The organism is Paraburkholderia phenoliruptrix (assembly GCF_902859825.1).
Taxonomy (GTDB): domain Bacteria; phylum Pseudomonadota; class Gammaproteobacteria; order Burkholderiales; family Burkholderiaceae; genus Paraburkholderia; species Paraburkholderia phenoliruptrix.
Genome location: NZ_CADIKB010000025.1, coordinates 56,784 through 71,709 on the forward strand (window position 1 = coordinate 56,784; position 14,926 = coordinate 71,709).

Here is a 14,926-nt window from a genome sequence, read left to right on the forward strand (position 1 = left end):
TCGCGGCGGGTTTCTCGCAGGCATAAAAAAAGGTGCCGCGAACGGCACCTTTTTTACAACAAGCAGCTTCTGCTGAAGCTTAGAAGCGGTGACGCAGACCGACCGTAGCAGCCGTCTGGTTCTTCGACGACGACGGAGCTTGCGTGATGTCGCCGCTGTAGATCGAAGCGACACCGCCGTCGCCCATTGCGTGCTGGTACACGGCTTGAGCGTAGACGTCCGTACGACGCGACAGCGCGTAGTCAGCCTGCAGGCCGATCTGGTGGTAACGCACCGAGCTCGAGCCGCCGTTTGCAGCAACGCCGTAGCCCTTACCGTCCGTGAACGTGTAGGCAACGCCCAGGCCCAGCGCCGGGGTCAGGTTGTACTTGCCGTTGACTTCGTAGTTGTTGGCACGCAGCGATTGCTGAACGCCTGCCACGTTGTCGATGCGCGATTGCGTCCACGCCAGACCGACCGTAGCCGGGCCGAACGAGTACGAACCCGCTGCGCCGAATTCACGCTGACGGAAGTTGCCGGCGAGACCCAGGAACGCGCCGTCCGAAGCGCCGCCGTTCGTTGCCGTGCCTGCAGCGTTCGTCGCGCCCGGGTTGTTCTGCTGTGCGTAAGCAGCGCCCAAACGCAGACCTTGCCACTGGTAGGCAGCGCCCAGGCTGTATTCGCGGTTGTTCGCGAATGCGCCAGCCTGGTTCGAGAAGCCGTACGTGCCGCCGAACGTGAAGCCAGCGTAGTTCGCGCTCGTGTACTTGACCGAGTTGTTAACCGCGAAGCCGCCGTTCGTGTTCAGGTTGTCGTTGTTGAACGGATGCGCGAAGTACGTGCCGCCCCAGCTGCCGGTTGCGGTCAGCGGTGCGAGGAAGTCTTGCGCTGCGTCGTATTGACGGCCCAGCGTGACGGTACCGAATTGTGCGCTCGACAGACCGACGAAGGCCTGACGGTTGAACATGCCGTTGTTGTTCGCGAAGCGGCCGTTGTTGACGTTAAAACCGCTTTCCAACGTGAAGATTGCCTTCAGGCCGTTGCCCAGGTCTTCCGAGCCGCGCAGACCGAAGCGGCTTTGGTCGATGCCGCCGCTGCCGGCTGCCCACTTCGAATTGTGAGCAACGTTGCTCGTGTAGGTCACGCCGGCGTCCAGCAAGCCGTACAGGGTGACGCTGCTCTGTGCGTGAGCGACGGAAGCGAACGATGCGGCAACCGCAACGACGATAAGACTCTTTTTCATGCGTGGGACTCCTGTTCGATAAATTTCGCAAGGGGAGCGAGACCGGCCTCGACAGCGCACCGAGGCGCCGCCGCCCTTAGCCGAACCCTCGTGGAACGGCCGGGCACCCTTTAAACGAAGCGTGAGTGTAGGGGGACACCCTAATACCGGCGCGGACAATTCACGCAACACGGTCTTGCCGGATCGGCAATAATCGAACGGGAGTGTTCGCTAAGTCCTTGTTTTTGTACGATAAAGCAGAAAAAATGGCGTGCACGCTGCCAGCGCTAGCCATAAATCATTGGCAACTTTTCAATAAACAAAGTTGCGCAGATGCAACAGGTTGTAATACCCACGAAGTAATCAGCGAGGTGAAAGCCCCATTAAAAACTGCCAGCGCTGCTTATGAATTGAGCAACTGGAACGCGCAGAAAGGCCCCATCATTTTTATTTTAAGAGTTTGGGAACTTAGTTCAATCGATATTGTCGGCTTAAACACCGCTTACTCGTACCTGCACTTAATGCCACCTTTCCTCGCGGCAAATGAAAAGCCGCCTCTGAGGCGGCTCTTGCGCGATCACGGCGAAGACCCCGTATTGACTTTATTTCTCTCTATTTAATCAGTGAAGCCTTCAGCACGGGCGTGTCCGGAGGTGAACTGCGGCGCCGACCGCCGCGTGACTTACCCGGTGCTGAAAGCGGACGGCAATGCATCGAACAGCCTTCCATCTACATTAACGGCACGGCCGTTCGTCTTTTGACGCCGTAGTTTCCCTAATTCCAACACCGGTCTGCGTAACGTTGTGCTCCTGCCTCTGACTCGTCCTCGGCCTCGCCGAGCGCATCTTCGTCCCCGGGAGAGCTGCCGGGCGCGAGCGGATCGGTTTGCGGCGGCATGCCGGGCAGCGGACGCGGCTGCTCGTCAGGCGCATCGAGCGGCTCATTCGACGGGTCGGCGACGGGGTCTATCGTGGGGTCGGTTTGCATGATGGGCTCCTGTGGAAGGGAAGGTCTCCCATCCCAAGGGGCGCAACGGCTATACCCGCTGCAGGCTGCCTCCTTCCGCGGCCCAACAGCCTGGCTCGCCGATGTAGAAACTGCCCACAGTCGATGCTGAAATTTCAAGCGTCGTCGGTGTGCCGGGCTACAGTTCAGCGAGGATCGTCGACGCGAGCGGGCCGATTGTCCGCCGTGGCAATCAGAAAAGGCTCGAGGCCGAAGAGCCATGCAAAGCAGAAGGTGATGCGCGCAAGCAGGCTGGGCGGGCGCCGTCGCGCGCGTTCGACGACGCCCGAAAGCGGCGCGGCCAGCATGGATTCCGGCTGCGAAAAGTCAGGAGCGGTCTGGTTGTGTCGCATGGCGGCAGTGTTATTGATCTTGTCGGGACGCGGAGCTTTAGCAACGCGCGTGCCAGCCGTGGCGCGGCGAACGTTGTCATGCTCGGTGCGAGTCGGCAGCCTATTCGTCGGTCGGTGTTTACCCGCTACCCCTTGGTTCGTACTTGCACACGGGCAAAACGCGACCGAGAATGTAAGCGCTATCATTTGACACGCGACAGCCTGGAACCGGCCACCTTCGGAACCACCACCCTCGGCATCGCGTGTAAATGTAAGCGCTACCATACCCGCGGGCCTACTCGAGTGCGGTAGGCATCGCAGCAAAAAGGGCGAAGACCCTGCCCCACCGCGCGTTCCCCGCAACGCGCGATTTCTGGCCGCCCGGCATCGCATCGGCGCGGCCGCCCTAGCCGAACCGCAAACATGAAACGGAGACAACGATCATGAGCGCAATCCCCAGTCACGAGCAGGCCCCGCCCAAAATCCGCCGCGCGCAGGTCGTGGCGCTCACGCTCCTGATGGTGAGCGGCATCGTCAATTACCTGGACCGCGGCACGCTCGCCGTCGCCAATCCGTTGATCCGTCACGACATGGGCCTGACGCTCGGGCAAATGGGCGTGCTGCTCTCGGCGTTCTCGTGGAGCTATGCGCTCTTTCAGTTGCCGGTCGGCGGGCTCGTCGACAGGATCGGGCCGCGCAAGCTGCTCGGCATGGGCCTGATCCTGTGGTCGCTTGCGCAGGCGGCCGGCGGCTTCGTGTCCACCTTCGGCTGGTTCGTGCTCGCGCGAATTCTGCTCGGGATCGGCGAAGCGCCGCAGTTTCCCTCGGCCGCTCGCGTGGTGAGCAACTGGTTTCCGCTGCGCGAACGCGGCAAACCGACCGGCATCTTCAACTCCGCGTCGCCGCTCGGGACCGCGCTCGCGCCGCTGTGCCTCTCGGTGCTCGTCGTGAATTTCCACTGGCGCTGGGCCTTCATCGTGACGGGCATCACGGGCCTCGTCGTGGCGGCCGTGTGGTTCGCGCTCTACCGCGACCCGGCCAAGGCGACCATGAGTGAAGCCGAACGCCGCTATCTGGCAGGCGATGAGGCCGACCGCAAGCCGGCGCCCGCCGTCACTTTCGCCGACTGGCGCTCGCTCTTTTCGCACGCCACCACATGGGGCATGCTGATCGGCTTTTTCGGCTCCGTCTATCTGAACTGGGTCTACCTCACGTGGCTGCCCGGCTATCTGACGATGGAGCGTCACATGAGCCTCATGCACACCGGCGTCGCGGCATCGGTGCCGTTCTTTTGCGGCTTTCTCGGCGCGCTCACGGCCGGCTGGTTCTCCGACCTGATCACGAGCCGCAGCGCGAGCCCGGTCGCGAGCCGCCGCAATGCCGTGGTGATTGCGATGCTCGGCATGGTCGCGTTCACGATCCCGGCCGCGCTCGTCGAAAGCAATACGCTTGCGATCGTGTGCATCTCCGTTGTGATCTTTCTGGCCAACGCGGCGTCCGCGAGTTCGTGGGCGCTCGCCACAGCCGCCGCACCGCCGAACCGCGTCGGCTCGCTCGGCGCGATCCAGAATTTCGGCGGGTTTCTCGGCGGCGCGCTCGCGCCCATCTTCACCGGCTATATCGCGCAGACGTGGTCATTTGTGCCGGCGCTGCTGACCGCCGCGGGCATCGCCTTCGTCGGCGCAATGAGCTACCTGCTGCTGGTGCGCAAGCCGATCGCCGACGAACCCGCCGCTAACGAACCGATGCAGGCGCCGGCATGAACGCATGGCCCGCCCGCCTCACGCATTCTCTTCAGGAGCACTGAACATGACAATCGCGCAGCAAGCCCGTCCGTCCATTGAAGGCATCGTCCCCGTGATGCTGACGCCGTTCGACGACTCGGGCGCGATCGACTACGCCGGCCTCGAACGTCTGATTGAGTGGTACATCGCGCACGGATCGGACGCACTCTTCGCGGTCGCGCAGTCGAGCGAAATGCAGTTCCTCACGCTCGCCGAGCGCGGCGCGCTGGGACGCTTCGTCGTCGAAAAAGTGGCGGGCAGAATTCCCGTCGTGGTGTCCGGCCACATCAGCGACGACCCCGCCGCGCAAGCCGAAGAGCTGAACGTCGCGGCGGCCACGGGCGCGCAAGGCGTGGTGCTCGTGACTAACCGGCTGGATCCCGCCCGCGAGGGAACACGCGCGTTCGCCGCGAATCTCGAGCGGCTGCTCGCGCGTCTTCCCGCGGATGTACCGCTTGGCCTCTATGAATGCCCGGCGCCGTACCGCCGGCTTCTTTCGGATGACGAACTAAAGCTGTGCATCGACACGGGCCGTTTCATCATGCTAAAGGACGTGAGTTGCGATCTGCCGACCGTCAAACGCCGCGTCGCGCTCGCGCAGGGCTCGTCGCTCAAGATTCTGAACGCCAACGCGGCCATTGCGTGGGACGCGATGAAAGCCGGTTCGGCAGGCTTTAACGGCGTGTTCACGAACTTTCATCCGGACCTGTACAACTGGCTGCGCAACCACGCTGCACAGGACCCGGCGCTCGCCGAAGAACTCGCCACCTTCCTCGTGCTTGCCGCGGTCTCCGAATCGCTCGGCTACCCGGCGCTCGCCAAGATGTACCACCAGCGCATCGGCACCTTCCACTCGATTCGCTGCCGCGTGATCGACTACGACGTGCGCGAACGATTCTGGGCGCTCGATGCGATTCTCGACAAGATCGTCGCGGGCACCGAGCATTTTCGCGCGCGCATCGCGGCGCTGGGTGCGTAGCAACAGCCTCGGCGTTTCGTCGTCGCGATGACGCGGTGAAGCCCGCGGCGGTAAGATGTCAGGCTTCCCGTTTCGCCGTTTGCTTTTCCAACTCATGTCAGACACGCCCGACTCGCCTGCCGCCGCTCGAACCCAGACCAGCCGTGTGCGTCGCGGCACGGGCCGCACGGTGCTCTCCGACGTCGCCAAGCTGGCGGGCGTGTCCACGGCGACGGTATCGCGCGTCTATAACGAGCCGGACAAAGTGTCCGCGGCCGTACGCGAACGCGTCGAGCACGCGGCAGTCGCGCTCAACTGGTTTCCCAACGCCGCCGGCCGCGCGCTCGCGTCCACGCGCAGCCACATCGCCGGCATCATCATTCCCACGCTCGACGACCAGGTGTTCGCTTCACAGGTAAGCGGCATGCAGGCCGCGTTCGCCGCACGCGGCATCACGCTCGTGCTGGGCTGTTCGAACTACGATCCCGCGCAGGCGCTCGTGCAGGTGCGCGCGATGCTCGCGCGCGGCGTCGAGGCCATGGCCGTGGTAGGCGAGGCGCATCCGCCCGAGCTCTTCGACGCATTGCGGCTTTATCGCGTGCCGTATGCGGTGACGTACGCGTATCGCAAAGACAGTCCGCATGATTGCATCGGTTTCGATAATTTCGCCGCTTATGTGCAGATGACCGAGCATCTGATCGGACTCGGCCACCGCTCGTTCGCCGTGTGCATCCAACCCACGCGTGACAACGACCGCGTGCAGGCGCGCCTTGCAGGCATTCGGGCAACGCTTGAACGGCACGGGCTCGCGGTCCGGCCGGAGCACCTGTGCGAAGGCGAATCCACCATCGCGTTCGGGCGCCGCAGTCTGCGCTCCATCTGGCAAGCGTCATGCGAACGCCCGAGTGCGATCATGTGCGGCAACGATCACATCGCGCTCGGCGTACTGCGCGAAGCGCAAGAACTCGGCATTGCGATTCCGGGCGAACTCTCCGTGACGGGCTTCGACGATCTCGAGATTGGCAAGGCCATGCGCCCCACGCTCACGACGATGCGGGTGGACACCTACGAAATCGGCAAGCTCGCCGCGCAACATCTGCTTGATGTGCTCGATGGCAAGCGGCCGCAACACGGCCACGAGGTGCGGGCCGTGTTGCACATCAGGGAGTCGTCAGGACCGGCGCGCAGAGCAGCCACCGCGGGCGGCTAAGCACCGGCAGCCGGCAGCGACCCTGCGCGCTTTAACCGCTTCACGCCCTCTTCGATGTCGGCCACGCCCGGCGCTGCAAACGACAGCCGCAGCGACGCGGCATCGACGTTGTCCGCGAAAAACGCCTTGCCCGGCACAAACAGGATTTTGTTGCCGATTGCCCGTTGCAAAAGCTCGGATGAGTCGGCGCCGCTTCCGGTGAGACGCGCCCAGACGAACATTCCGCCTTCGGGCCGATGAAACTGCAGCATGTCGCCGAGTTGCGCGTGCAGTGCATTGCATAGCGCCTCGCATTTGCGGCCGTACATCGCAGTAATACGCGGCAGGTGTCGTTCAAGCGCGCCGTCGGCCAGATACTCGGCGGCAATAGCCTGCGTCCACGGCGCGCTGCACAGGTCCACTGTCTGCTTTGCGATCACACAACGCCGTGCAATCTCCTCAGGTGCGATGGTCCAGCCCACGCGCAAGCCTGGCGCGACGATCTTCGACAGGCTCGCAAAATGAACCACCCAGTCGCGTGAACCCTGCACTTGTTCGGTGAGAGCAAGTATCGAGGGGACGGCTTCACCGGAGAAACGCAGATCGCCGTAAGGGTCGTCTTCGACGATAACGAACCTGTATTGCACCGCCAGCTTGAGTAAGGCAATGCGGCGTTCGCGCGTCAGCGTGGCGCCAGTCGGATTCGCAAAGGTGGGCACCGTGTAGAGCAGCTTCGGCCTCACGAGCGTGCCGGACGCGAGAAGCGTGGCGAGATGGTCGACGTCGAGGCCGTGGGCATCGACGGGAAGGGTCACCACTTTCGCCTGCTGAAGCCTGAGTGCCTGCAGGGTTGCGGGATACGCCGGCTGTTCGGTCAGCGCAACATCGCCAGGATTGACCAGCACGCGAAGCAACAGGTCGAGTCCCTGCTGCGATCCCGTCGTGACAAGCATTTCGCCCGGCGCACAAGCCACGCCGCGACGCGCCATCAGATTCACGAGCTCACGCTTGAGGCCCGGCAAACCATCGGTCGGTCCGTACTGCAGACAGAGATTCGCATCGCGATAGGCGCGCGCCTCCGCCTGTTGCAGACCCTCCACGTCGAACAGATCGCTCGCGGGATAGCCGCCGGCAAATGAAATCATGCCCGGCTCGGCGAGGTACTTGAACAGCTCGCGAATGGGAGAGCCCGAGGGATGCAGAAAAGGTGCGGTGAATTCGTACATGTTTGTCGTTGGCAAGGAACAGGGCGTTCAGACAGGCATTGTGGTCAGTCGCCACTTGCGCGGCAAACGATATCTATGCACTACGTAGTGAGGTTTTATCATCAAGCTCAATACTCCGCCGAATAAAAAAAGCCCGGCAGTTCGAATTGCCGGGCCGTTTTCACCCAAAAGAACCGCCTGGATAAGCGGCGCGCTACACCACGTTCTTTTCCACAATAGGACGGTTTTCCAGCACGCGTTCCCAACTCAATGACGAGAGATCGAGCGACACATAGCGTCCGTTCAGAATCAGCTCGCTGACGCCGCGCCCGGTCGCCGGACCTTGCTGAAGGCCGTGCCCGCTATAACCGTTCGCAAACACGCAGTTCTCGATCTGCGGGTGGTAGCCGATGATCGCGTTGTGGTCGAACACGTTGTATTCGTAGTACCCCGACCAGCAGTTCTCGACGCGCAGCGCCTCGAACTCCGGCACGCGGTGAGCAAGCGTCGGCCAGATGACGTCGTCGAAAAGAGCGTGGTCCACTTCGTCGAGCGGCAGGTCGTCCGGGTCGTTGTCCGCGCTCGGCGAGGTGCCGCAAATATAGGTCTTTCCTTCAGGGCGGAAGTACACGCCGGTCGGATCGATCAGAAGTGGACAAGCCTCGAGCCGAGCCGGCGACGACACATTGAAAATGCTGCGGCGGCGCGCAAACACCGGAATGTCGATGTCCATCATCGCAGCGATCTTGCGCGACCAGGCACCGGCGGCGTTCACCACCGTATCGCAGGCATAGCGCTCGCCGTTGCCGACGATCACGTGCGTGACCTTGCGGCCTTCGCGAACCAGGCCCGTTACGTCGGCCGCCACATAGCGCGCGCCGAGCGACTGCGCCTTCTTGCGAAGCGCCTGCACGAGCCCATAGCCGTCGAACCAGCCTTCGCCGCTCTCCCCGAATGCGCCGGACATGAGGTCCTCGACATTCAGCCATGGGAATTTCGCCTTCAGCGCCTGTTGATCCATCAGATTGATGTGTGCGCCGAGACTCTTCTGCAAAGCGTGATTCTCGCGCAGCGTGGCGTCGCCGGCGGGCGTGGCGAGAAAGAGGTAGCCCCCTTCGTGCAGATCGATTGACGGCTTGTTGCCGTCCACTTCGAGAAGCTCGCCGATATTGCGCAGGAATTCGATACCGTACAGCGACATCTGAATCGACAGCGGCGTGGAAAATTGCTGCCGGATGGAGGCGGCCGATAACGCCGACGACGACTTCGCGTAACTCGGATCGCGCTCGATCACGGTCACCGAAACCGTCGGGTCGGAAGCCCGCAAGAAGTAGGCAATAGAACTGCCGATCACACCGCCGCCAACAATAACGACTTGAGAACTCACGACTTGCTCCAGATTGCACGCCTTAAAAAAACGGCCGTCTTGCAACGGCCGTGGACACGCAGCGCAATACGCTTAACCGATGTTGAAATCGATGCCCTGTGCAAGCGGCAGCGCCGACGAATAATTGACCGTGTTGGTCGCGCGGCGCATATACGCCTTCCACGAATCCGAGCCCGATTCGCGCCCGCCGCCGGTTTCCTTTTCGCCGCCGAACGCGCCGCCGATCTCCGCGCCGCTCGGTCCGATGTTCACGTTCGCGATGCCGCAGTCGCTGCCCGATGCGGAGAGGAATCGCTCCGCTTCACGCAGGTCCGTGGTGAACACGCACGACGAAAGGCCGTGAACGGCGGCGTTGTTGCCATTGATCGCGTCGTTGAAATCGCTGTACTTCAGCACATAAAGGATCGGCGCGAAGGTTTCCTTCAGCACGACGGGCGTCTGCGAGGGCATTTCGACGATAGCCGGGCGCACATAAAACGCCTTCTCGTTGCCCGCCACCGTGTGGCGCTCGCCGCCGAACACCTTGCCGCCTTCGCTCTTCGCCTGCTCGAGCGCAGCCTGCATGCGGTTGAACGACTGCTCGTCGATCAGCGGCCCCATCAGCACGCCCTGCTCGAGCGGATTGCCGATCACGACCTTGCTGTACAACGTCTTCAAACGCTCGACGGCCTTCTCATAAACGCTTTCGTGCACGAACAGGCGGCGCAGCGACGTGCAGCGCTGACCCGCCGTGCCGACCGCCGAAAACACAATGCCGCGCAGCGCCAGTTCCAGATCCGCCGTGCCGGAAACGATGCCCGCGTTATTGCCGCCCAGTTCGAGAATCGAGCGGCCAAAGCGGCGCGCCACTTCCACGCCGACCGTGCGGCCCATTTCCGTGCTGCCCGTCGCGCTCACGATATTGGAGCGCGGATCGGCAACCAGCTTCGCGCCGACGTCGCGGCCGCCGTTGACGACACACGTCAGGCCCGCCGGCGCGTCGCCGAATTCCTTCAACGCGTCTTGCAGGATCTTGTCGACGGCGAGCGCGGTGAGCGGCGTCTTTTCCGACGGTTTCCAGATCACCGCATTGCCGCACACGAGCGCGAGCGCCGCATTCCACGACCACACGGCCGCCGGAAAGTTGAACGCCGAGATGACGGTGCACACGCCCATGGGATGCCACGTTTCGGCCATGCGGTGGCCGGGACGCTCCGACGCAATGGTCAGACCGTAAAGCTGCCGCGACAGGCCGACCGCGAAGTCGCAGATGTCGATCATTTCCTGCACTTCGCCTAGACCTTCCTGAAGAATCTTGCCGGTCTCGAGCGTGATGATGCTGCCAAGCGCGTGCTTCTGCTCGCGCAACTTGTTGCCGAGCAGGCGCACCAACTCCCCGCGGCGCGGCGCCGGCACGTTGCGCCAGCTTGCGAAAGCCTGCTGCGCGTTGGCGAGCGCGGCGTCGACGTCGGCAACCGTCTTGCTCGCGACGCGGCCGATGAGTTCGCCGTTGATCGGCGAGTAAACGGCGATGTCGCCCGCTTCAGCGAGGTGGGCAATGCCGAGTTCCGAGAGAATGGTCGATGCTTTCACGATTGAGACCCCTTTGAATTTCCAATACGAAATTTTGGTACGTTCGGAAACTATACACGCCTGGATTTTCGGCGGCAACCTCAACCGCGCGGCTTTGATTGCACGTGACGCAGGCGGGGATTTCTGATCGGAAATGCCGTTTGGTGCTTTCCAGGCGGATCAATCGGAGGCTGTCACCGTCACCGGCTCCGCGTGCCGTTTCTGCTTTGATACAGGATAGGCCAGCGCCTGCTTGGCCAGCTGCGCGATATGCAGCGACTGCCTTGCGGCTCCTTGCTGGATCTGCTCGCGGCAGCTGAAACCGTTGGTCACGACAATCGCTTCGGAAGGCGCTTGCCGCACAAGAGGCAAGAGCTTGTCTTCGGCGATTTTCATCGACAGTTCGTAATGGTCTGCATTGAAACCGAACGAGCCGGCCATGCCGCAACAGCCGGTATCGAGCAGCGTCCAGCGCACGCCGAGCTTGTCGAGCAGGGCCGTATCGCCCTTCATGCCGAAGATCGATTTCTGATGACAATGCCCATGCACGACGACGTTCGCGTCGAGCTGCGGCCATTCGAAATCCGCGCGCGCAACGAAATCGGAGAACAGGAAGGTCTCGTCCGAGAGCTTCTTTGCAATGGGATCGCCGGGAAGCTGCTTGAGCAGTTCGTCCTTGAAGACCGACAGGCATCCTGGTTCCAGTCCGACGACCGGCACGCCCGCGCGAATGTCGTCGGCGAGTTCGTTCACGGCGCTGCGCAGCAAAGCGCGCGCTTCGTCCAGCAGGCCGAAGTCGTACAACGGGCGCCCACAGCAAAGGCGTTTGCGCGGCAATACGACCTGATAGCCGATGTGAGTCAGTACATCGAACGCGGCCGTCGCAATCTCGGGCGAAAAGTGGTCGTTGAACGTATCCACCCACAAAATGACCTTGCGCGAAGGCTGATTTGCGCTCGGGATACCGGCGCTAACCCGAGATTTCGTGAGCGCCCGGAAACTGCGCGGCGCAAACACCGGCAGGTGCCGCTTGGGCGCCACGCCCGCGAGCCACTTGCTGATCGGCGCGAACGGCTTGGCCGAGGTCATGAAATTGGTCACGCGCGCGAAGCGGCTCGCAAAAGGCGCCCACTGACCGATGCGGCCCATGAACATCGCCTGACGCGGCCGACTGTGCCGCTCGTAGTAATGCGACAGAAATTCGGCCTTGTACGAGGCCATGTCGGTATGCGTCGGGCAATCGGATTTGCAGCCCTTGCACGCGAGGCATGCGTCGAGCGCCTCCTTGACTTCGACGCTGTTCCAGCCATCCTTGATCACTTCGCCCTGCAGCATTTCCCAGAACAGATGCGCCCGCCCGCGCGTCGAGAACTTTTCCTCGCGCGTTGCGCGAAAGCTCGGGCACATCGTGCCGCCATCGAGCGAACGGCACTTGCCCATGCCGATGCAACGTTCCACCGCGCGTTGCATGCCGTCGCCCTCGGGGCTCGCGAACGTGAGTTTTGTGGTCAGTGTGACCGGCTTATAAGCGGGTCCCATGCGGAGGTTTTCATCAGCACGATAGGCATGAACCACCTTGCCGGGATTCATGCGGTTCAGCGGATCCCAGATCGCCTTGAACTCCTCCATCGCCCGCATGATCTCGGGCCCATACATGATGGGCAGGAATTCGGCTTTAGCCTGGCCGTCGCCATGTTCGCCCGACAAAGAGCCGCCGAAATCGACCACGAGTTGCGCCGCCTCGCGCAAAAAGCTGCGCCATTTGCCGACGCCTTCGGCGCTCCGCACATCGAACGTGATGCGCGCGTGCACACAGCCGTCGCCGAAATGGCCGTACAGGCAGGTCTCGTAACCGAAGCGGTCCACGAGCGCCTGAAAGTGGCGCAGATAATCGCCGAGCCGCAGCGGATCGACTGCCGCGTCTTCCCAGCCGACCATTGGATCGGGCTTTGACGGATCGACCGACAGCGCAACCGCCGACGCGCCCGTTTCGCGAATCGACCAGATCTTTTGCTGCTTCTGCCGGTCTTCGACGACCAACCCGCTGATGCCCGCGCCCGCCGCGCCCGACCTGAAATACGCGTCGGCTTCGTCGGCTTGCGCGAGCGCCTCGGCAACCGTGTCGGCGCCAAACTCCAGCACGACCCATGCGTCGCCGTCCGGCAGCAGCGCGATCTCGTCGCGCTTCAAACCGCGCGCCTGCAGGCCGCGGATGATCGCGCGGTCGAGACCTTCAATGGCGATCGGCGAAGAACGGTTGAAGTGAGGGACGGCATCCGCGGCGGTGTAAATGTCGCTGAAACCGAGCACGAGCAACACGCGGCACGCCGGGCTGTGCACGAGGCGCACCTTCGCCTGCAGCGTGACCGCGCAGGTGCCTTCGGTGCCGACCAGCGCACGCGCGACATTAAAACCGTTTTCCGGCAGCAGCTGATCGAGATTGAATCCGGACACGCGGCGCCTGATTTGCGGAAACTCGCGGCGGATGCGCTCGGCGTAGCGGTCACGCAAGTCGCGCAACTTCGCGTAGATCTCGCCCTGGCGGCCGCCTCGCGCGATGATCTGTTCCAGCTCTGCGTCCCCGGTCGGTCCGACCCAGAAGCGTGCGCCGTCATACGTCGCGATTTCCAGCGCCTCGATGTTCTCGACGGTCTTGCCGCCCATCACCGAGTGCGCGCCGCACGAATTGTTCGCAATCATGCCGCCGAGCGTGCAACGGCTGTGCGTGGCGGGGTCGGGTGCAAACGTGAGGCCGTGTGCTTCGGCCGCATCGCGCAGCGTGTCGCAGATCACGCCCGGCTCGACGATAGCGGTTCGGTTTTGCGGATCGATGCTGACGACGCGATTCACATACTTGCTCGCGTCCGCCACCACCGCGACGTTCACGCACTGCCCGTTTTGCGAGGTACCGCCGCCTCGCGTCAGAAACGGCACGTCGTTGCGGCGGCACACGTCGAGCGCTGCAACGAGATCGTCCACGTCCGCGGGCACGACGGCGCCCAATGGAACCTGCCGATAGTTCGACGCATCCGATGCGTACAAAGCCTTCGATCCCGCATCGAAGCGAACCTCGCCGCGCAGCGCGGCGCGCAAATCGGTTTCGACCTGTTGCAGCAGCCGTGCGCTTGCCTCGAAAGGCGCGGCGGGTTTCGCTGCATGTTCTCGCGCGTCGCTCACCGCTTTTCTCCCGGCGTTTTTGCCACTATTGCGCCGCGTTCGCGGTCATTTTGAAAATGCCTTGCGCGTTGCCGGCGTCGAAACGCAGGTCGGTGACCCAGCTGCGCGACGCCTGATCGAACGTGCGCTTGCGCGTAATGAACTCGTAGAACGAGCCCGGAACAGGGCGCGTGACGAGCTTGCCGCCCGCCGACCGGAATTGCCGCTCGACGGTATCCGCGCGATACGCCGTCTGAAACACGCGCCCCGAGCGGGAACGCTCGACTTCAGGCTTCATCGGCCGGCCCTTGCTCTTTTCTTCGTCGGACAGTGTGAAGACGTCTTCCACGCGGTCCGTCGCGTGATTGAACGCGTTGCCCTCGGTCGAAATCCATGCCATTTCCGCGGATTCGCGCAACAGCACGTCGTAATCCGCCTCGCTCGGCACGTCGTGCTGACGCGCGAATGCACCGACAATCACGGGCAACAGCTGGTGAGCGGCGTCGATAGGCAGCGCGCCTTCGCGCTCCAGTTCCCACAGTTGCGAAACGGCGAGCGGCGTCAACGGGTCTTTCGACGAACTCACGACATTCGTCACCGCCTGCTGGAACTCGGTCGAAAAGCGCTCGGGATGCAGCTCGCTCACGAAGAACTGTGCGATTTCGTCGGGCGCATCTTCGTGCGCGTACGCGCGGCCCGTCATGCCCAGCTTGTCGAGCGGATAGCGGCCGTTCAGTCTGAACCCGAGCGGCCGGAGAATGCGGGTGAACGCCGCCTCACCCGGAGGCAGCGCGCCGTTGTGCGCCCAACGCACGGTACGCAACGCACCGTGATCGAAGTAGACCGAGCCGCCGTTCGCAATGGCCTCGGTCGTGTAAGCGCGCCCGTTCGGCGAGCGCTCCAGCAGATCTTCGAACAACGCCATGTTCATGGCCTGGGCGAGTTCGGCACGCGTGACGGTGCCGTCTTCCCAGTCTTGCAGCGTCGTGGGGAATGTCAACGTCGAGAACAACGACTCGGTTTTTGCGGGACCCAGCAGCTTCAATAACAGGCGTTCAACGTTCGAATTGCGCATTTGCTTTTCTCTCGCGGCACCGCGCCGCAACGGGAGTGTTCATCTGACGGACCGCCCATGGCAGCCAACCTTACGTGACCGCA

The 14,926-nt window shown here is 62.9% G+C and carries 12 protein-coding genes; 4 read left to right on the plus strand and 8 right to left on the minus strand.

Annotated elements, in window-relative coordinates:
• Nucleotides 1-79: 79 nt before the first annotated feature.
• The gene (locus HV711_RS22180) at nucleotides 80-1,222 is read right to left on the minus strand and encodes a porin (RefSeq protein WP_013591511.1); all 1,143 of its coding nucleotides are present in this window, start codon (nucleotides 1,220-1,222) and stop codon (nucleotides 80-82) included.
• 203 nt (nucleotides 1,223-1,425) lie between these two features.
• Here HV711_RS22180 and HV711_RS22185 point away from each other — a divergent pair, with 203 nt between their 5' ends.
• On the plus strand, nucleotides 1,426-1,821 hold the full coding sequence (locus HV711_RS22185) for a hypothetical protein (RefSeq protein ID WP_175145247.1): 396 nt from the start codon (nucleotides 1,426-1,428) through the stop codon (nucleotides 1,819-1,821).
• A 154-nt stretch (nucleotides 1,822-1,975) separates the two neighbouring features.
• On the opposite strand, the gene HV711_RS22190 is transcribed toward HV711_RS22185, so the two are convergent.
• Both HV711_RS22190 and HV711_RS22195 read right to left on the minus strand, forming a co-directional pair.
• A complete protein-coding gene (locus HV711_RS22190; protein ID WP_035483754.1) occupies nucleotides 1,976-2,188 on the minus strand; it encodes a hypothetical protein in 213 nt (70 codons plus the stop codon).
• Between the two features lie 164 nt (nucleotides 2,189-2,352).
• Entirely contained in the window at nucleotides 2,353-2,559 is a 207-nt protein-coding gene (locus tag HV711_RS22195) for a hypothetical protein (protein ID WP_035483755.1), read from the minus strand.
• A 422-nt stretch (nucleotides 2,560-2,981) separates the two neighbouring features.
• Here HV711_RS22195 and HV711_RS22200 point away from each other — a divergent pair, with 422 nt between their 5' ends.
• From HV711_RS22200 to HV711_RS22210, 3 genes are all read left to right on the plus strand, one after another.
• Nucleotides 2,982-4,301, plus strand: a complete 1,320-nt coding sequence (locus HV711_RS22200) for an MFS transporter (RefSeq protein WP_014972849.1) — start codon at nucleotides 2,982-2,984, stop codon at nucleotides 4,299-4,301.
• Nucleotides 4,302-4,347: 46 nt separating this feature from the next.
• Complete coding sequence (locus tag HV711_RS22205) at nucleotides 4,348-5,301, plus strand: dihydrodipicolinate synthase family protein (protein ID WP_035483758.1); 954 nt, start codon at nucleotides 4,348-4,350, stop codon at nucleotides 5,299-5,301.
• A gap of 94 nt (nucleotides 5,302-5,395) precedes the next feature.
• Entirely contained in the window at nucleotides 5,396-6,490 is a 1,095-nt protein-coding gene (locus HV711_RS22210) for a LacI family DNA-binding transcriptional regulator (protein ID WP_175145249.1), read from the plus strand.
• On the opposite strand, the gene HV711_RS22215 is transcribed toward HV711_RS22210, so the two are convergent.
• The 5 genes from HV711_RS22215 to HV711_RS22235 all read right to left on the minus strand — a co-directional run bounded on the left by HV711_RS22215 (nucleotide 6,487) and on the right by HV711_RS22235 (nucleotide 14,843).
• Nucleotides 6,487-7,695 (minus strand): aminotransferase-like domain-containing protein, encoded by a 1,209-nt coding sequence (locus HV711_RS22215; RefSeq protein WP_035483760.1) that lies wholly within the window; start codon nucleotides 7,693-7,695, stop codon nucleotides 6,487-6,489. The genes HV711_RS22210 and HV711_RS22215 overlap by 4 nt on opposite strands.
• A gap of 193 nt (nucleotides 7,696-7,888) precedes the next feature.
• Nucleotides 7,889-9,061: an NAD(P)/FAD-dependent oxidoreductase gene (locus HV711_RS22220; RefSeq protein WP_028361751.1), complete on the minus strand. Its 1,173-nt coding sequence runs from the start codon at nucleotides 9,059-9,061 to the stop codon at nucleotides 7,889-7,891.
• Between the two features lie 72 nt (nucleotides 9,062-9,133).
• Nucleotides 9,134-10,633, minus strand: a complete 1,500-nt coding sequence (gene amaB / locus HV711_RS22225; protein ID WP_035483761.1) for an L-piperidine-6-carboxylate dehydrogenase — start codon at nucleotides 10,631-10,633, stop codon at nucleotides 9,134-9,136.
• 159 nt (nucleotides 10,634-10,792) lie between these two features.
• Nucleotides 10,793-13,789: an FAD-binding and (Fe-S)-binding domain-containing protein gene (locus HV711_RS22230; RefSeq protein WP_035483762.1), complete on the minus strand. Its 2,997-nt coding sequence runs from the start codon at nucleotides 13,787-13,789 to the stop codon at nucleotides 10,793-10,795.
• A 25-nt stretch (nucleotides 13,790-13,814) separates the two neighbouring features.
• Nucleotides 13,815-14,843: a DUF1338 domain-containing protein gene (locus HV711_RS22235; RefSeq protein ID WP_035483763.1), complete on the minus strand. Its 1,029-nt coding sequence runs from the start codon at nucleotides 14,841-14,843 to the stop codon at nucleotides 13,815-13,817.
• Nucleotides 14,844-14,926 lie beyond the last annotated feature (83 nt).